This window comes from Pseudomonas jinjuensis (genome assembly GCF_900103845.1).
Taxonomy (GTDB): domain Bacteria; phylum Pseudomonadota; class Gammaproteobacteria; order Pseudomonadales; family Pseudomonadaceae; genus Pseudomonas; species Pseudomonas jinjuensis.
Window position 1 is genome coordinate 115,414 of the sequence record NZ_FNIJ01000009.1, and the last position, 15,908, is coordinate 131,321.

General features: G+C 67.3%; 18 protein-coding genes. 6 read left to right on the plus strand and 12 right to left on the minus strand.

Translation table 11 applies throughout. The features are described from left to right. Positions 1 to 50 precede the first annotated feature (50 nt). Both ccmB and ccmA read right to left on the minus strand, forming a co-directional pair. Complete coding sequence (gene ccmB / locus BLR75_RS14405) at positions 51 to 722, minus strand: heme exporter protein CcmB (protein ID WP_084311307.1); 672 nt, start codon at positions 720 to 722, stop codon at positions 51 to 53. Further along, entirely contained in the window at positions 715 to 1,401 is a 687-nt protein-coding gene (ccmA, locus tag BLR75_RS14410; protein ID WP_090416081.1) for a cytochrome c biogenesis heme-transporting ATPase CcmA, read from the minus strand. The genes ccmB and ccmA overlap by 8 nt, the downstream gene beginning before the upstream one ends. 146 nt (positions 1,402 to 1,547) lie before the next feature. On the opposite strand from ccmA, the gene fliK reads away from it, so the two are divergent. Then, a complete protein-coding gene (gene fliK / locus BLR75_RS14415; RefSeq protein WP_084311308.1) occupies positions 1,548 to 3,071 on the plus strand; it encodes a flagellar hook-length control protein FliK in 1,524 nt (507 codons plus the stop codon). Further along, positions 3,068 to 3,355 (plus strand): EscU/YscU/HrcU family type III secretion system export apparatus switch protein, encoded by a 288-nt coding sequence (locus BLR75_RS14420; protein ID WP_084311309.1) that lies wholly within the window; start codon positions 3,068 to 3,070, stop codon positions 3,353 to 3,355. The genes fliK and BLR75_RS14420 overlap by 4 nt, the downstream gene beginning before the upstream one ends. 250 nt (positions 3,356 to 3,605) lie before the next feature. Here the strand turns inward: BLR75_RS14420 and BLR75_RS26745 are convergent, their stop codons facing one another. After that, positions 3,606 to 3,830: a hypothetical protein gene (locus BLR75_RS26745; RefSeq protein ID WP_169720236.1), complete on the minus strand. Its 225-nt coding sequence runs from the start codon at positions 3,828 to 3,830 to the stop codon at positions 3,606 to 3,608. Between the two features lie 107 nt (positions 3,831 to 3,937). Between BLR75_RS26745 and BLR75_RS26750 the strand changes: the two genes are divergently transcribed. Continuing rightward, positions 3,938 to 4,381: an autotransporter domain-containing protein gene (locus BLR75_RS26750; protein ID WP_169720237.1), complete on the plus strand. Its 444-nt coding sequence runs from the start codon at positions 3,938 to 3,940 to the stop codon at positions 4,379 to 4,381. On the opposite strand, the gene BLR75_RS14430 is transcribed toward BLR75_RS26750, so the two are convergent. Next, the gene (locus BLR75_RS14430; RefSeq protein ID WP_139207026.1) at positions 4,339 to 4,776 is read right to left on the minus strand and encodes a hypothetical protein; all 438 of its coding nucleotides are present in this window, start codon (positions 4,774 to 4,776) and stop codon (positions 4,339 to 4,341) included. The genes BLR75_RS26750 and BLR75_RS14430 overlap by 43 nt on opposite strands. 389 nt (positions 4,777 to 5,165) lie before the next feature. Between BLR75_RS14430 and BLR75_RS14435 the strand changes: the two genes are divergently transcribed. From BLR75_RS14435 to BLR75_RS14445, 3 genes are read left to right on the plus strand one after another with little or no spacing between them, the layout of a single operon-like run. Beyond that, entirely contained in the window at positions 5,166 to 6,794 is a 1,629-nt protein-coding gene (locus tag BLR75_RS14435; protein WP_139207027.1) for a CHASE2 domain-containing protein, read from the plus strand. Between the two features lie 12 nt (positions 6,795 to 6,806). Further along, complete coding sequence (locus BLR75_RS14440; RefSeq protein WP_084311312.1) at positions 6,807 to 7,244, plus strand: hypothetical protein; 438 nt, start codon at positions 6,807 to 6,809, stop codon at positions 7,242 to 7,244. A 28-nt stretch (positions 7,245 to 7,272) separates the two neighbouring features. Continuing rightward, entirely contained in the window at positions 7,273 to 8,373 is a 1,101-nt protein-coding gene (locus BLR75_RS14445; RefSeq protein WP_084311313.1) for a M48 family metalloprotease, read from the plus strand. A 6-nt stretch (positions 8,374 to 8,379) separates the two neighbouring features. Here the strand turns inward: BLR75_RS14445 and BLR75_RS14450 are convergent, their stop codons facing one another. From BLR75_RS14450 to BLR75_RS14485, 8 genes are all read right to left on the minus strand, one after another. After that, positions 8,380 to 8,787, minus strand: coding sequence for a DUF2802 domain-containing protein (locus BLR75_RS14450; RefSeq protein ID WP_084311314.1), 408 nt, complete (start codon positions 8,785 to 8,787; stop codon positions 8,380 to 8,382). A gap of 1 nt (position 8,788) precedes the next feature. Beyond that, positions 8,789 to 9,268 (minus strand): chemotaxis protein CheW, encoded by a 480-nt coding sequence (locus tag BLR75_RS14455; RefSeq protein ID WP_084311315.1) that lies wholly within the window; start codon positions 9,266 to 9,268, stop codon positions 8,789 to 8,791. 64 nt (positions 9,269 to 9,332) lie between these two features. Beyond that, positions 9,333 to 10,064 carry a CheW domain-containing protein gene (locus BLR75_RS14460; protein ID WP_084311316.1) on the minus strand — a complete coding sequence of 244 codons (732 nt, stop codon included), beginning with the start codon at positions 10,062 to 10,064 and terminating at the stop codon, positions 9,333 to 9,335. Positions 10,065 to 10,131: 67 nt separating this feature from the next. Further along, positions 10,132 to 10,920 (minus strand): ParA family protein, encoded by a 789-nt coding sequence (locus tag BLR75_RS14465; RefSeq protein WP_084311317.1) that lies wholly within the window; start codon positions 10,918 to 10,920, stop codon positions 10,132 to 10,134. Positions 10,921 to 10,939: 19 nt separating this feature from the next. After that, complete coding sequence (gene motD, locus BLR75_RS14470; protein WP_084311318.1) at positions 10,940 to 11,776, minus strand: flagellar motor protein MotD; 837 nt, start codon at positions 11,774 to 11,776, stop codon at positions 10,940 to 10,942. Positions 11,777 to 11,786: 10 nt separating this feature from the next. Then, a complete protein-coding gene (locus tag BLR75_RS14475) occupies positions 11,787 to 12,527 on the minus strand; it encodes a flagellar motor protein (protein WP_084311319.1) in 741 nt (246 codons plus the stop codon). Further along, on the minus strand, positions 12,527 to 13,609 hold the full coding sequence (locus BLR75_RS14480) for a protein-glutamate methylesterase/protein-glutamine glutaminase (RefSeq protein WP_084311320.1): 1,083 nt from the start codon (positions 13,607 to 13,609) through the stop codon (positions 12,527 to 12,529). The genes BLR75_RS14475 and BLR75_RS14480 overlap by 1 nt, the downstream gene beginning before the upstream one ends. 50 nt (positions 13,610 to 13,659) lie before the next feature. After that, on the minus strand, positions 13,660 to 15,843 hold the full coding sequence (locus BLR75_RS14485; RefSeq protein ID WP_084311321.1) for a chemotaxis protein CheA: 2,184 nt from the start codon (positions 15,841 to 15,843) through the stop codon (positions 13,660 to 13,662). Between the last annotated feature and the right edge of the window lie 65 nt (positions 15,844 to 15,908).

Genomic DNA, 15,908 nt, shown 5'->3' on the forward strand with positions numbered 1-15,908 from the left:
TCAGGGCTCTTCACACTGCCGTCGGTCCCGCTTCCCGGTCCGGCGGTCGTTCATTCACCGACGCTGATCTTCAGCCCGGCGGCTATGGCGAATGGCGTCAGCGTCAATGCTAACGCCGTGAGACTGCTCAGCCAGAGCAGGTGCCCGGCGGTCGGCAGTCCTTGCAGCGAAGCCTGCAGGGCGCCGCTGCCGAGAATCAGTACCGGTATGTACAGCGGCAGTATCAGCAGCGCCAGCAGCAGGCCGCCACGCTTCAGGCCGACGGTCAGCGCCGCGCCGACCGCGCCGAGCAGGCTCAGGATCGGGGTGCCCAGCAGCAGCGAAAGCAGCAGCACCGGCAGGCAGCGGCCCGGCAGGCCGAGCATCAGGGCGAACAGCGGGGCCAGCAGGACCAGCGCCAGCCCGGAAATCAGCCAGTGTGCCAGCACCTTGGCCAGGACCAGAAGAGGCAGGGGGTGCGGCGAAAGGACCCACTGCTCCAGTGAACCATCTTCGAAGTCGCTGCGGAACAGGCCGTCCAGCGACAGCAGCACCGCCAGCAGCGCGGCGACCCACACCAGCCCCGGCGAGAGGGTCTGCAGCAACTGGGTTTCCGGCCCCACCGCCAGCGGGAACAGGGCGATGACGATGGCGAAGAACACCAGCGGGTTGGCCAGTTCGGCCGGGCGGCGGAACAGCAGGCGCGCCTCGCGGGACAGCAGCAGGGTGAAGACGTTACTCATGCACGCGCTCCGGCGCCTGGCGGGCGGCTTCGCGGCCGTGCTGGCCGAGATCCAGCGCGCGATAGCCGGCGGGCATGCGCTGCAGCGTGTGGTGGGTGGTCAGCACCACCAGGCCGCCACGCTCGCAGTGCTGCGCCAGATGCTCCTCGAGCTGCGCCACGCCCTGCTTGTCGAGGGCGGTGAAGGGTTCGTCGAGGATCCACAGCGGCGGCGCATCCAGATACAGCCGGGCCAGGGCGACGCGGCGCTGCTGGCCGGCGGACAGGGTATGGCAGGGAACGTCCTCGAACCCGCGCAGGCCGACCGCCGCCAGCGCCTGCCAGATCGCCTCGCGATTGGCCGGACGATGCAGGGCGCAGAGCCAGGCGAGATTTTCCTCGGCGGTGAGCAGGCCCTTGATGCCGGCGGCATGGCCGATCCACAGGAGAATCCGCGCCAGTTCGCCGCGCTGCTCCTGCAGCGGCTTGCCGTTCAGCCGCACCAGGCCGGCGGTCGGCTGCATCAGCCCGCAGAGCAGGCGCAGCAGGCTGGTCTTGCCACTGCCATTGGGGCCGACCACCTGCAGCATCTCCCCCGCCGCCAGACGCAGGTCGAGGCGCTCGAAGAGCATGCGCCAGTCCCGCTCGCAGGCGAGAGCAACGGTTTCGAGAAGCGGCGAGGTCAAGGTATCGGAACCCATTGGGCAAGCTGACGAATCGTATTCAAGTCGGCGGGGTACAGGCCGCTATATATAAGGTGCTAATGGGCGGCCGCCCGCTGGACGGTGCGGCATTATACACGGCCAGTCCCGGCCCCGAAGTCAGCTTTTCAACAGGTTGTTGCCGCATGCCGAGCGAGATTGGCGCCATCCGCCCGCTCCCTTCCCTTCCCCCGCCCCGCAGCCAGGCGAGCGCGGTGGAAGTGCCGTTGCAGCTGCTCCGCAGCCTCGGCGACCTTTTGCCGCCCGGCTCCAGCGCCACGGCCGAGGTGCTGGGGGTCAAGGCCGCCCAGGCGAGCTTCCAGCTGCTGCTGCGCCTGACCCTGGCGGACGGCCGGCAGACCATCGCCACCGCCGAGAGTCCGCAGCCGCTGGCCCAGGGCAGCCAGCTGAACATCGCCGCGCTGTCGCCCACCCGCCTCGCCGCCAGCCTGCTGGCGCAGCGCAGCGAAGCACCGTTGACGCAGATCGACCTCGACCAGCTTCCACCCGGCACCCTGCTGCAGGGCAAGGTGCTGTCCAGCGAACGGATCGAATCGCAGCCGGCGCAGCAGCCGCTCTACCGCGTGCTGCTGCGGGTGCTCGACAGCCCGCTGGCCGAGCGCGTGCTCAGCCTGGAATCGGCGCGCCCGCTGTCGGTCGGCAGCCTGCTCAGCGCCCAGGTCCAGGCCAGCCAGGCGCTGTTGTTCCTGCCACCTTCGGCGCGCATGGAACGGCTGGAGATAGGCCGCCAGCTCGCCACCCAGCAGGGTCGCCAGGCCGCGCTGCCGGCGCTGTTCGACGCCCTGCGCGGTCTCGACCAGGCCGATGGACTGCCGTCCGGACTGCGCCAGGCCGTCGACAGCCTGCTCGCCGGCCTCCCCGACGCCCGCCAGCTCGCCGATCCGCGCGGCCTGGCGCAAGCCCTGCTGCACAGCGGCGGCTTCCTCGAGTCCGGGCTGCTGCATGGCGCGCCCGGACAGCACGACTTCAAGGCCAACCTGCTGCGCCTGATCGCCACCCTGCTGCCGAGCCAGGCCACGATCAATCCTGCCCTGCTCGCCAGCCTGGGCGACGGCAATCGCCTGCCCGCCCTGCTCCGCGGCACCCTCGGCCAGATCGGTGGACGTGGCGAGGAAGCGGCCTTCCCCCTCTCCAGCCGGCTGCTGGCCGGCCTGCAGGAAAGCGGCGACCTGGAAACCCTGCTCAAGCTGGCCGCCGCCGCCGTGGCGCGACTGCAGACCCACCAGTTGAGCAGCCTGGCGCAGAGCGACCGGCTGCCGGACGGCACCCTGCTGACCACCTGGCAGACGGAAATCCCCATGCGCCAGCAAAGCTCCGTGACCCCGCTGCAGGTGCGCATCCAGCAGGAAGACCGCAGCGCCGCGCAGGAACAGCAGGGCGAGATGATCTGGCACGTCGAACTGGCCTTCGACCTGGACAGCCTCGGACCGCTGCAGGTGCAGGCCAGCCTCGCCCGCGGCGCGGTGTCCAGCCAGCTGTGGGCGGAACGGGAAAGCACCGCCAGCCTCATCGACCATGAGCTGGACAACCTGCGCCAGCGTCTCTGCGACGCCGGCCTCAGCGTGAACCAGCTGTCCTGCCGCCAGGGCAAGCCGCCACGCGGCGAACGCACGGCGGTGGAACAGCGCTGGGTGGACGAACAGGCATGACCCTGCGCCAGGCCATCGCGCTCAACTACGACGGGCAGAACGCCCCGACCCTTTCCGCCAAGGGCGACGACGAACTGGCCGAGGCCATCCTCGCCATCGCCCGCGACTGCGAGGTGCCGATCTACGAGAACGCCGAACTGGTGCGCCTGCTGGCGCGGCTGGAACTGGGCGAGGCGATTCCCGAGGCGCTGTACCGCAGCATCGCCGAGATCATCGCCTTCGCCTGGTACCTGAAAGGCAAGAGCCCGGCGCCGTCCTCCACCGGGCCGTCCGACAGCGACTGAGCGCATTCCCCGGACATTTGGCCAGTGCGGAAAAACTATCCCGGTCAGACCCACCCCGCCCGTGCCAGACCGAAAACCTCGGAGCTGCGCCGATGAAACCGCCCTGCTCCGTCCCACGACGACGCACTCTCCCCCGACTCGCGCTGTTCTGTAGCCTGCCGGCAGGCACCCCGGAGCTGCAGGCCACCTGCAACATCCATGACCCGCAATCCGGCGACGGCGTGCTCTGCGACACCAGCACCCCGGCCATCTACCCGTTGCGGGTGCGCGTATCGACAGCCAGAGCAGCGTGCTGAGCCAGGGCGCGGGCAACGACAGCTTCCACCTCTCCGGCGGCCTGCTCGGCAGCCTGGTGCAGCTGGGCGATGGCGACGACAGCGCCGCCCTGAGCAATGCCGGTGCCGCCAATCTGGCCGCCCTGAGCTGTTTCGACGGCGGCGCCGGCAGCGATCGCCTGCTGCTTGTCAGTACGCAACTGGATGGCGTCGCCCGCACAACCTGGAAAACATCGCCGTCACCCAGGGCAGCCGGCTCGATCTGGACAGCGACTACAGCGGCAGCGGCCGCCTGCTGCTGCAGAGCGTGCTGGGCGTCGCCGCATCGGCGGAATTCGGCTATCCCTTCGCGCGGCGCGGCAACCTGGAGATCGAGCCCCAGGCGCAACTGGTCTGGCAGCATCTGGATTTCGAATCGACCCGCGACCGTTTTTCCAGCATCGATTTCGAGGATTCCAATCCGCTCAGCGCGCGCCTGGGTGTGTCGCTGCGGACGCCTTCGGCGCAGGTGCGGCCCTATCTGAAGATCGATTTCTGGCAGGACTTCGGCGGGGATGATTCAGTGCGTTTCGGCAGCAGCGCGCCGGTGGAAACCCGGCGCCGCTCCAGTACGGCGGAACTGGCCGGCGGCGTGACGGTGGACCTGCATTCGGCGCTCAGCCTCTACGCCACCGCCAGCCATGCGGAAAACCTCGACAGCAACCACGCTCAGGCGCTGACCGGCGTCATCGGCATGCGCTTGTCCTGGTGACTGGCGGAGTGCGGCTCTTCCGGAATCGCCTCGTCCCCGGGGATGCGACTGGTCACTTCGCGCAGCTGCTTCAGGGTGAAAGGCTTGTCCAGCACCTGCAGCAACGGCACCCGGCTGCCGCATGCCCACTGGAACAGCCGGGCCTTGTCCTGTTCGTTGAAGCTGCCGGTCAGCAGGAACTGGCCGATCGAATGGTTTTCGCTGAGCCGCCGCAGGGTGGCGAGCTCGACGACGCCGGGAATGAAATCGTCGTAGATGAACAGCGCATAGGGATTCTTCTTCAGCAGTACCTTGCGCACTTCTTCCAGGTTCTGGCACAGGCTCAGGTGGAAGAAATTCAGGCGATTGAGCAGAACGCTGTAGTTCAGCAGACGGCCGGGGTGGGAACACAGCACCAGCACTCTGGGTCGATTGGGCGACATTTGGGGAGACCTTCATGGATTAGCGACAATGTCGGACAATCTAGAAGGTCATCCGCCCTGCCCCCATCAGACAAATCTGAACAACAAGTCAGAAAAAACCTTCAACATCCGTGAAGCGGAGTGTTTCATCAGCCTAACAGGTGCGATCTAGAGCGCCTCCGACCCGATCAGAGGTCGTTGCCAGCGAGACGCCGGATGCTAGATTTTTGGCAATAGCGTCTTGCCATCTCCGGACACCCGATCGTGCCGATGCCCGCCCTTGGCTCTCGCAGTGACGCAGCGACGGCAGCGGCAGCTCGCCCTGCTCAGTCATTGGTTGATTCCCTGGGGCTGAGCTTTGCCGGGGCATGGAGCGCGCAGGCATGGCGGAAACACCGCGATCATTCGCTTCCTGGCTCCAGGGCGGGGTCGAGTTTTGCCTCGGCGCGCTTCGCTGGCTCGGCCATGGAATACATGGTCTCCTGCATCACCTGCCTGCCGCGCTGGTCGTCGCCTCGCTGGTGACAATCGGCCATCACCAGTTCCATATGCTGGATGCGATCGACAGCTACGCATTCCTTGCCATTGGCAACCGCAGCGCTTTCGCCACCTCAAGGGAGCAGAGCGCCACAACTGCGGTGGTATCCATCGGACCGGCCAGCCATGAAAAGTACTATCGCGGACGCTCTCCGCTGAATCGCTGCGAGCTGCTGAACGATCTGCAAGCGCTTTACGTCGGACCTGAGGGGCGCAGCCCGAAAGTCATGGTCATCGACCTGGATCTCTCGCCATCTACCCTGCTAAGCCACATTCCGCTCGACAAGCGTCGTGTAAGTAAAGAACAAAGGAATTTGTTGAGTGGGGAACGCAAAGAAGCAGTTTGCGAAGAAGAACTGTACCGCTTGCTTGAAAGCAGGCAATGCGTCACCAAGACGGTGTTGATGACCCCCTTTCCCAGCGAAGACAGCGGCGCAACAGCCATCACACAACAATGGCAGAAACGTATGGAAGACAAAGGGATAGCATTCGGCGACCCGACCCTTTCCATACGTTACGGACTCATCAGCAAAATCGCCTGCAATGAAAAAGGACTGGCTGCCACCGCCTTCCGCACGCTCTCACCAAATGCCTCCATCAATAATTGCCTGGCAAAAGCCGACGCAGGCGGTCAGCTTTGGATCAGCCCCCGTCAATATATCGCCCTGCTGCCCAGCTTTGATGTCGAGGAGATTCTGGGCCGGCACCTCTGGCTCAAAGTCAACGACAAGGACACGAAAGAAGAGAACAACGATAAAAAGATCAGAATCGGACACTTATCCTACGAGAAGCAGGTGGTGTTCTTCGGAGCTTCTTACGGAGAAGACGATCTGTATCTGACACCGCTGGGCCCCCTGTATGGGCTCGACATACATGCAGCGGCATTTCTTTCCCTGCTGGAGCCGGCCAGCGATTTCTCCCATCTGGTCGCCTTTCTCCTGGAAGTCGCCATCGGCCTGTTCTTCGGGCTGGTCATCGCCTTCTGCTGGCATTGGTACTACTCGCTGCGTTTCAGCAGTAGCGATGGCAAGAAGCGCTCCGCGCCTCTGCTGGTGGTCGGGCTGGGTATCTGCCTGTGCGTGCTGGTGGGAGGCGTCACCTTGCTTTCCTACTACCTGCTCGGCCTTAGCGACCTCTGGCTATCACCGATTCCCATCGCCCTGGGGATGCTGATCGAGAGTTTCTTCACCGGCGCGGTGCACGGCGCGGTGAAGGAAGGACTGCAGTTGCGTCGTGAGTTGGCGCAGGAACTGAAACTGGCGTTCGCGGGCGGCCCGGACCAGTTGCAGGCGGCGATCGATCAGGAAGAACGGAAATATTCCCACCCAGCCCACCATCACCAGGGACTGAGCTTCCTTGGCCTGGAACCGTTGGATTCTTTCAAGGAAAAGCGATGGCCAGCCCTATTGCAGTGGCTGGGGCGCCTGATCTTCTTCCTCCTTCTGGGCTGGGCCCTGCTCACCCTTTTCCATTAGAGGAGACGAACGATGTCCCTGACTCCCATCCATGCCTGCGCCACCGTGCTGCTACTGGTCGCTGGAAACTCCTATGGCGAATGCCGCGGCCTGAGCGATCTGCAGTCTTCATCCCCTGCCAGCAATGAACTGTTCAGAGCAGTCAATGCAGATAAAGCCCCGCCCACCGACTGCGGCACGCTCACCTCCGTCTGGGGCAGCCTGATGAACACCGGCCGGACCGGCGGCCGCAAGCTCGAAGAAGACCGCCCCTACAACCCCTCCCAGGCCCAGGCCAACTACGCCCAGGCGCAGGCCGACCCCGACGTGCGCCAGCGCCTGGACCAGGTCGGCAAGGAAGTGAGCGACGGCAACCTGCGCCTGCTCTACCAGGCGGCGATTCTCGACGAGGAAGGCTATTACGGCGCGCGGGACATGCTCGTGCGCCAGTTGCGCCAACAACTCAAGTGACAGGCCCGCGCCTGTCCGGGGAGGCTTCATGACCCTGTGTCCATCATCCATCCGCTGGTCGCTGGCGCTCGGCGCGCTGCTGGCCGGGTGCAGCGGATCGCCGATTCCGAATCCGCTGGCGACGGCAGGCGACGACGTGCATGTGAAGGAAATCACCCACCTCTCGCCGCGCGCGTCGGTGGTGCTCGACAAGAACTGCCCGGACCTGGTGCAGCCCTACCGGCTCTCCGACAACGTCGCCTCGATGACCATGTTCAGCGTCAAGGAAGGCCTCAAGGGCGTCAGCAGCCAGCTGACCAGCATGCTCGGCGGAGCCAAACCCACGGCGGCCGTCGACGGCGGCAAGCTGTCCGACTCGACCAAGCAGGCCGCCAAGCAGCTCAACTGGCTGCCGATGTCCGCCGAGGAGCTCTACGCCGAGCGCCAGCACGCCAAGCGCACCGACCTGCTGTCGCGCACCAGCAAGCTCGGCAGGAAGTACTACCCGACGGCGGACAAGATGCTCAGCGACATCCTCGCCAGCATCCGCGAGCCCTACGACTACCGCTTCAAGCTGTTCATCGTGAAGACCGACGGGCGCAACGCCCTGGCCCTGCCCGGCGGCTACCTGTACCTCGACCAGGGCCTGCTGGACACCCCCGAGCACCAGGCCAAGGGCTACTTCGCCCTGGCCCACGAGATCGGCCACGTGCTGCAGCGCCACGAGACCAAGGAGATGCAGAGCCTGGTGGTGGACTCCTTCACGGTGAAGGAAGAGCTGGTGGACACCATGCAGTCGGCCAAGGGCAACCCGGCCGCCGTGGTCGACCGCATCAGGCTGGAAAAGGGCCAGTTCACCCAGCACCACGTCGACCAGGAGCTGCAGGCCGACTCCTGCGCGGTGAAGATGCTCGGCCGCGTCTATCCCGACAGCCAGGCGCTGGCCAGGTCGATCGACGCCTTCGTCAGGGACCTGCCGCAGGTGCAGCCGCTGGGCGGAGCCACGGCAAGCGGCGCCGGCGCGCTGCCGGAGAACGTCTACGACATCGTCAACTCGCCGATGATGCGCCACCCCAACACCCGCGAGCGCACCGACAACCTGCAGACGATCTACCGCGAGGTGACCAGCACCACCACGGCAGCGCAGTGAACGGGATCAGCTGCCGGTGCGCGCCTGGTGCAGGCGGGTCACCAGTTCCGCCTCGGCGCGGGAGATGCCGCAGCTCTGGCTGAGATCGGCGGCGGTGGCGCCGAGCTGGACCAGCCGCTGTGCCTGGCTGAACGACAGGCTGGACGGGTCGCGCTGCTCCAGGCGGGTCAGGCGGTCGGGCAGCGGCGCGAGTTGCTCGCGCAATTCGCCCAGCTGCTCGCCGAGGCGCACGCTGACCTGCTGGTAGGTCTCGGCGCGCTTGCCGGCGTCCTTCAGCCGTTGCTCCAGCTCCGCCAGCTGTCCGCCCTGCTGCGCGAGCAGCGCGGACTGGCGGCGCTGGTCGCGCAGCAGGAAGGCGATGCTCACCGCCAGCGCGACGCAGGCCACGCCGAGAACCACCAGCGCGATCAGCATTTCAGATGGCCTCCAGTTCCGACCACTCTTCCTCGCTGAGCATCTTTTCCAGCTCGACCAGGATCAGCAGTTCGCCGTTCTTGTTGCACACGCCCTGGATGAACTTGGCCGACTCGTCGTTGCCGACGTTCGGCGCGGTCTCGATCTCCGACTGGCGCAGGTAGATGACCTCGGCGACGCTGTCGACCAGGATGCCGACCACCTGGCGATCCGCCTCGATGATGACGATCCGCGTGTTGTCGGTGACCGCCGCCGGGACCAGGCCGAAGCGCTGGCGGGTGTCGATCACCGTCACCACGTTGCCGCGCAGGTTGATGATGCCCAGCACGTAGGACGGCGCGCCCGGTACCGGCGCGATCTCGCTGTAGCGCAGCACTTCCTGCACCTGCATCACGTTGATGCCGTAGGTCTCGTTGTCCAGGCGGAAGGTCACCCACTGCAGGATCGGATCCTCGGCACCTTGCGCTGCTACTTTGCTCATATCCCCTCGCCTCTTCTGCAGCCGCGACCGCGCGGCGTTTCTGTCTGTTCGTCGGTTCCGGCGCTCAGGGCCTGCCGGAACCGGGTTTGCCGCCGTCGAGCATCCCGGCCAGCGCCGAGACGTCGAGCAACGCACACATCTGGTCGATCACCGTGCCGGCCAGCCATGGCCGCTGCTGACGGCGGCCGCGCCACTTGACCTCGGCCGGGTCGAGGCGCAGCGAGCGGCTGACCTGGTGCACCGCCAGCCCCCACTCGTAGCCCTGCACGGAAATCACGTATTTCAGGCCCTGCCGGTAGTCGTCGCGATAGCGCTCGGGCATCACCCAGCGCGCGGTGTCCAGCACCTTCAGGCTGCCGCCGTCGCGGCCCGGCAGCAGGCCGAGGAACCAGTCCGGCTGGCCGATCAGCGGGGTCAGCTCGCGGCCTTCCAGCGAATGGATCGAGCCGAGGCACACCAGCGGCACCGCCAGGGTCAGCCCGGCGACGTCGAACAGCAGGCACTCGAACGGCTCGCCGGCCCACTGCGGGCGGCCGTCGTCGAGCAGCGCCAGCGGCGCCGGGGGCAGTTCCGCGGCGCCCGGGCGGCGCAGTTCGATGGCGTCCGGCAGCAGCGGGACCACGGGCTTCTGCTCGCGCAGGCGGGCATCGCGGATCTGCTCCTCCAGCACCGCGGCCTGGAACTCGTCCGCGCTGACGCTGCTTTCCGGCTCGGCGCAGGTGGCCTCCTGCAGCAGCGCGTCGAGGTACGACTGCAGGGCGATCTGCGGGCGGGTGGCGGTAGCGGAATGGCTCATGACGGAAATCCGCACGGTTGGCTTGGCCGCTGTATCGGCAGGAGGCGGCCCGGACTTGAATCCATGCTCAGGCCACCTGCGCTGCCGGCTGTCGGCTCAGCAGATGCTGCAGCAGCGCGCGATAGGCGATCACCCCGCGGCTGTTGGAATCGAAGCGCGACGGCACCAGGCCGTTGCGGCTGGCGTCGCGCAGGCGCGTGTCGATCGGGATGAAGGCCGGCCAGAGGTTGTCCGGATAGCTGTCGCGCAGTACCCGCAGGGTGCCGATGGAGGCCTGGGTGCGGCGGTCGAACAGGGTCGGCACGATGCTGAACGGCAGCGCCTGGCGCCGCGAGCGGTTGATCATCTGCAGGGTGGCGAGCATCCGCTCCAGCCCCTTCAGCGCGAGGAACTCGGTCTGTACCGGGACCACCAGGTGCTGGCTGGCCGCCAGCGCGTTGACCATCAGCACGCCGAGCAGCGGCGGGCTGTCGATGATCGCGTGGTCGAAGTCGTTCCACAGCTGCGCCAGGCTCTTCGAGAGCACCAGGCCGAGGCCGTTCTGCCCGGGCGCCTGGCGCTCCAGCGTCGCCAGCGCGGTGCTCGAGGGCAGCAGGCTGAGGTTCTCGTGGCTGGTCGACAGCAGCAGCCGGCGCGGCAGGCCGTCCGGCACCTGGCCCTGGTGCTGGAACAGGTCGAACAGGCTGTGTTCCAGGCCGTCCGGATCGTAGCCGAAATAGCTGGTCATCGAGCCGTGCGGGTCGAGGTCGACCACCAGCACGCGCTTGCCGGCATCGGCCAGCAGGCCGGCCAGGGCAATGGTCGATGTGGTCTTGCCAACGCCACCTTTCTGGTTGGCAACCGCCCAGACTTTCATGATGCGTGTCCCCCGGCCATCAGCCGCCCGACGAAGAATTGACGGCTCCCCCAGTGGAAACCGTGCCGGCAGAAGCAGGTGCAGATTGCGTGCCAGCATCGCGCGGCGTGGTGCCACTACCGGGGTTGCGCACCTCCAGGTTGCGCGACACCACCAGCACCACCCGGCGGTTGCGCGCGCGGCCCTCGGCGTCGGCGTTGTCCGCCACCGGCTGGAATTCGCCGTAGCCCACCGCCGCCAGCCGGCCGGGATCGACGCCGTCCTGCGCCAGCAGGCGGACGATGCTGGCGGCGCGGGCGGCGGACAGCTCCCAGTTGGTCGGGTAGCGCGCGTTGTGGATCGGCACGTTGTCGGTGAAGCCCTCTACCCGCACCGGGTTGGCGTAGGGCGCCAGAATCCCGGCGACCTTCTCGATGATGGCGAAGGCCGCCTGGTTGGGGATCGCCTCGCCGCTGGAGAACAGCATGGCCGAATTGAGGGTGATCTCGATCCACTGCTCGTTGCCGCGCACGCTGAGCTGGTCGCTGGCGATCAGGTCGCCGAACGCCGCGCGCACGCTGTCGGCGATCCGCTGCAGCGGGTCGGCATCGGCCGTGCCGGACTGCACCTGCGGCAACTGCTCCTGCTGCGTGGTGCGCGGGCGTTCCGCGCCGATGGGGATCGCCCGCATGGCCTGCTCCGGCTGGTTGAACACGCCGGTCAGGGTCTCGGAAAGAATCTTGTACTTGCCTTCGTTGATCGAGGAGATCGAGTACATCACCACGAAGAAGGCGAACAGCAGGGTGATGAAGTCCGCGTAGGAGACCAGCCAGCGTTCCTGGTTCTCGTGTTCCACCCGCTGCCGACGACGTGCCATGGCGCCCCCGTCAGCCGCTGAAGCCCTGCAGCTTCAGTTCGATGGAACGCGGGTTCTCGCCCTCGGCGATGGACAGCAGGCCCTCCATCAGCATCTCCCGGTAGCTGGAGTGGCGCAGCACGATGCTCTTCAGCTTGTTGCCCACCGGCAGCAGCAGCAGGTTGGCCAGGCCGACGCCGTAGATGGTGGCGACGAAGGCCACGGCGATGCCACCGCCGAGCTGGCTGGGATCGGCGAGGTTGCCCATCACCTGGATCAGGCCCATCACCGCGCCGATGATGCCGATGGTCGGCGCGTAGCCGCCCATGGCCTCGAACACCTTCGCCGCCTGCAGGTCGCGCTCCTCCTGGTTGAACAGGTCGACCTCGAGGATGCTGCGGATGGATTCCGGCTCGACGCCATCCACCAGCAGCTGCAGGCCCTTGCGCGCGTAGGGATCGATCTCGCTGTCGGCCACCGCCTCCAGCCCCAGCAGGCCTTCCTTGCGCGCGGTCATCGACCAGCCGACCACGCGGTGGATGCCGCCCTCCAGGTCGATGCGCGGCGGGAAGAGCATCCAGCCGAGCATGACCACGGCGCGCTTGAGCACCTGCAGCGGCGTCTGCACCAGCGCCGCCGCCAGGGTTCCGCCGAGGACGATCAGCGCCGCCGGGCCGTTGGCCAGGGCGCCGACGTTGCCGCCTTCGAGGAAGTTGCCGCCGACTATCGCCACCAGGGCGAGGATCAGGCCGACGAGGCTCAGCACATCCATCAGTCGCGCGGCCCCGCGCAGGCTTCGACCAGATGCCGCGGCATGTCGTCGAGGCCGTACACCGCGTCGGCCAGCCCGGCCTTCACCACCGCCAGCGGCATGCCGTAGATCACGCAGCTGGCCTCGTCCTGGGCCCACACCTGGCTGCCGCTCTGGCGCAGCATGCGCGCGCCCTCGCGGCCGTCGGCGCCCATGCCGGTGAGCACCAGCGCCAGCACCTTGTCGCCGTAGGCCTTGGCCGCCGAGCCGAAGGTCACGTCGACGCAGGGCTTGTAGTTCAGGCGCTCATCACCCGGAAGGATGCGGATCGCGCCGCGGGAGTCCACCATCATCTGCTTGCCGCCCGGCGCCAGCAGCGCCAGGCCGGGGCGCAGCAGGTCGCCCTCCTCGGCTTCCCTGACGCTGATCCGGCAGAGCTTGTCCAGACGCTCGGCGAAGGCGCGGGTGAAGGCCGCCGGCATGTGCTGGACCAGCAGCAGCGGCGCCGGGAAGTTCGCCGGCAGCTGCGAGAGCACGCGCTGCAGCGCCACCGGCCCGCCGGTGGAAGTGCCGATGGCCACCAGCCGGTAGGCCTTGCGCTTCGGCGCGGCCGAGGCCGGGGGCAGCGCACTCGGCGCCGGGCGCACACCGGCGACCGGTGTTTGTGCGGCCGGCGCGCTGGCCAGGCCGCCATAGTGGCGGCGGTTGCTGCGGGCGATGCTGTGGACCTTCTCGCAGAGCAGCTGGCGGACCTTTTCCGGGTTGCGCGAGACTTCGTCGAAGTTCTTCGGCAGGTAGTCCACCGCGCCGGCATCCAGCGCATCGAGGGTGACGCGGGCGCCCTCGTGGGTCAGCGAGGAGAACATCAGCACCGGCGTCGGGCAGCGCTGCATGATGTGGCGCACCGCGGTGATACCGTCCATGGTCGGCATCTCGTAGTCCATGGTGATCACGTCGGGCCGCAGCGCCAGCGCCTGGTCGATGGCCTCGCGGCCGTTGGTGGCGGTGCCCACCACCTGGATCTGCGGATCGGCGGCGAGGATTTCCGAGACGCGCCGGCGGAAGAACCCGGAATCGTCCACCACCAGGACTTTGACAACCATAAGAACTCCTTGAAGCGGATGCGCGCGGGCCGGGAGGCCCGCGCGTTCGATCAGCCGCGCCGCGCGTAGCGCTTGAGCATGCCGGGAACGTCGAGGATCAGGGCGATGCGCCCGTCGCCGGTGATGGTGGCGCCGGCCATGCCGGGCGTGCCCTGGAGCATCTTGCCCAGCGGCTTGATCACCACTTCCTCCTGGCCGACCAGCTGGTCGACGACGAAGCCGATGCGCTGGTTGCCCACCGCGATGATCACCACGTGGCCCTCGCCGGGGTTCTCGCAGGCGGCCTCGGGCACCAGCCAGCGCTTGATATGGAACAGCGGCAGCGCCTTGTCGCGGACGATCACCACTTCCTGGCCGTCGACCACGTTGGTGCGCGACAGGTCGAGGTGGAAGATCTCGCTGACGTTGACCAGCGGGAAGGCGAACGCCTGGTTCTCCAGCATCACCATCAGGGTCGGCATGATCGCCAGGGTCAGCGGCACCTTGATGATGATCTTCGAGCCCTGGCCCTTGGCCGAGTGGATGTTGATGATGCCGTTGAGCTGGGCGATGCGGGTCTTCACCACGTCCATGCCGACGCCGCGGCCGGAGACGTCGGAAATCTCCGTCTTGGTCGAGAAGCCGGGGGCGAAGATCAGGTTGTAGCAGTCGGATTCGCTCAGGCGCTCGGCGGCGTCGCGATCCAGCAGGCCCTTCTCCACCGCCTTGGCGCGCAGCACGTCGGGGTCCATGCCACGGCCGTCGTCGGAGATCGACAGGAGGATGTGGTCGCCCTCCTGCTCGGCCGACAGCAGCACCTGGCCGACCCGCGGCTTGCCCGCCGCCTCGCGTTCCGCGGGGCTTTCGATGCCATGGTCGACGGCGTTGCGCACCAGGTGCACCAGCGGGTCGGCCAGCGCCTCGACCAGGTTCTTGTCGAGATCGGTGTCCTCGCCCACCAGCTCCAGGCTGATTTCCTTCTTCAGGCTGCGCGCCAGGTCGCGGACCAGCCGCGGGAAGCGGCCGAAGACCTTCTTGATCGGCTGCATGCGCGTCTTCATCACCGACGTCTGCAGGTCGGCGGTGACCACGTCGAGGTTGGCCACGGCCTTGGCCATGGCTTCGTCCTCGCTGTTCAGGCCGAGGCGCACCAGGCGGTTACGCACCAGCACCAGCTCGCCGACCATGTTCATGATCTCGTCGAGCCGCGCGGTATCCACGCGCACCGTGGTTTCCGCCTCGTGGCCCTTCTCCGCCGCAGGTTTCGGGGGCTCGGCTGCACGCGCCGGTTTCCCGGCGGCGCTGGCCGCCGCTGCCGGCTTCGGCGCGGCGGGGGCGGCGGGAGCGCCGCCGAACTTGCCCTTGCCGTGCAACTGGTCGAGCAGCGCCTCGAACTCGTCCTCGCTGATGTGCTCGCTGTCCGCCGCGGCGGCTGGCGGTACCGGCGCGGCAGGCTGGACCGGGGCGGCGGGCGGGGTTTCCACGGCGCCGGTGAACTTGCCCTTGCCGTGCAGCTGGTCGAGCAGCGCCTCGAATTCGTCGTCGGTGATCTCGTCGTCGTCCGCCGCAGGCGCTGCGGACTGCGCCGCGGCGGCCGGGGCCGGAGCGGACGGCGCGCCGCCGAACTTGCCCTTGCCGTGCAACTGGTCGAGCAGCGCCTCGAACTCGGCGTCGCTGATCTCGTCGTCGCTGATCTCGTCATCGCCATCGGCCGGGGCCGGCGCAGCGGTCGCAGCGGCGGGATGCGCGGCGGGCGGTTCGAGGGCGTCGAGCAACTGTTCGAACTCGTCGTCGGTGATGTCGGCGTAGCCGGCGCTTTCCGCCTTCTCCACCATTTCCTGGATCACCGGCGGCAGCTCGGCGCCTTCCGGCTCTGCGAGGCGCGACAGCGCCTCCAGCAGCTCCGGGGATGCCGGCACCGGATCGCGCTGGTCGCGCACCTGGTCGAACATCTCGTTGATGCTGTCCAGCGCCTGCAGGACCACGTCCATCAGCTCGGCGCCGACCTTGCGCTCGCCCTTGCGCAGAATGTCGAAGACGTTTTCCGCGATGTGGCAGCAATCCACCAGCGCATGCAGCTGGAGGAAGCCCGCCCCACCCTTCACGGTATGGAAACCTCGGAAGATCGCGTTGAGCAGGTCCATGTCATCTGGACGGCTTTCCAGCTCGACCAGCTGTTCGGACAGTTGCTCGAGTATCTCGCCGGCCTCCACCAGGAAGTCCTGGAGGATTTCTTCATCGGCGTCGAAGCTCATTCGGTGCTCCCCAAATAGGGTCGTTCGGTGTCGGTTCCGGGCCGGCCGGAAGCGCCCATCGACGA

Coding starts and splice junctions, on each gene's coding strand:
- BLR75_RS14440 (WP_084311312.1), top strand. CDS start 6,807: ATGTCCCTGACTCCCATCCATGCCTGCGCCACCGTGCTGCTACTGGTC.
- BLR75_RS14450 (WP_084311314.1), bottom strand. CDS start 8,787: ATGCTGATCGCGCTGGTGGTTCTCGGCGTGGCCTGCGTCGCGCTGGCG.
- BLR75_RS14460 (WP_084311316.1), bottom strand. CDS start 10,064: ATGAGCCATTCCGCTACCGCCACCCGCCCGCAGATCGCCCTGCAGTCG.
- BLR75_RS14435 (WP_139207027.1), top strand. CDS start 5,166: ATGGCGGAAACACCGCGATCATTCGCTTCCTGGCTCCAGGGCGGGGTC.
- BLR75_RS14445 (WP_084311313.1), top strand. CDS start 7,273: ATGACCCTGTGTCCATCATCCATCCGCTGGTCGCTGGCGCTCGGCGCG.
- BLR75_RS14475 (WP_084311319.1), bottom strand. CDS start 12,527: ATGGATGTGCTGAGCCTCGTCGGCCTGATCCTCGCCCTGGTGGCGATA.
- motD (WP_084311318.1), bottom strand. CDS start 11,776: ATGGCACGTCGTCGGCAGCGGGTGGAACACGAGAACCAGGAACGCTGG.
- BLR75_RS14455 (WP_084311315.1), bottom strand. CDS start 9,268: ATGAGCAAAGTAGCAGCGCAAGGTGCCGAGGATCCGATCCTGCAGTGG.
- BLR75_RS14485 (WP_084311321.1), bottom strand. CDS start 15,843: ATGAGCTTCGACGCCGATGAAGAAATCCTCCAGGACTTCCTGGTGGAG.
- BLR75_RS14465 (WP_084311317.1), bottom strand. CDS start 10,920: ATGAAAGTCTGGGCGGTTGCCAACCAGAAAGGTGGCGTTGGCAAGACC.
- BLR75_RS14420 (WP_084311309.1), top strand. CDS start 3,068: ATGACCCTGCGCCAGGCCATCGCGCTCAACTACGACGGGCAGAACGCC.
- BLR75_RS14480 (WP_084311320.1), bottom strand. CDS start 13,609: ATGGTTGTCAAAGTCCTGGTGGTGGACGATTCCGGGTTCTTCCGCCGG.
- ccmB (WP_084311307.1), bottom strand. CDS start 722: ATGAGTAACGTCTTCACCCTGCTGCTGTCCCGCGAGGCGCGCCTGCTG.
- ccmA (WP_090416081.1), bottom strand. CDS start 1,401: ATGGGTTCCGATACCTTGACCTCGCCGCTTCTCGAAACCGTTGCTCTC.
- fliK (WP_084311308.1), top strand. CDS start 1,548: ATGCCGAGCGAGATTGGCGCCATCCGCCCGCTCCCTTCCCTTCCCCCG.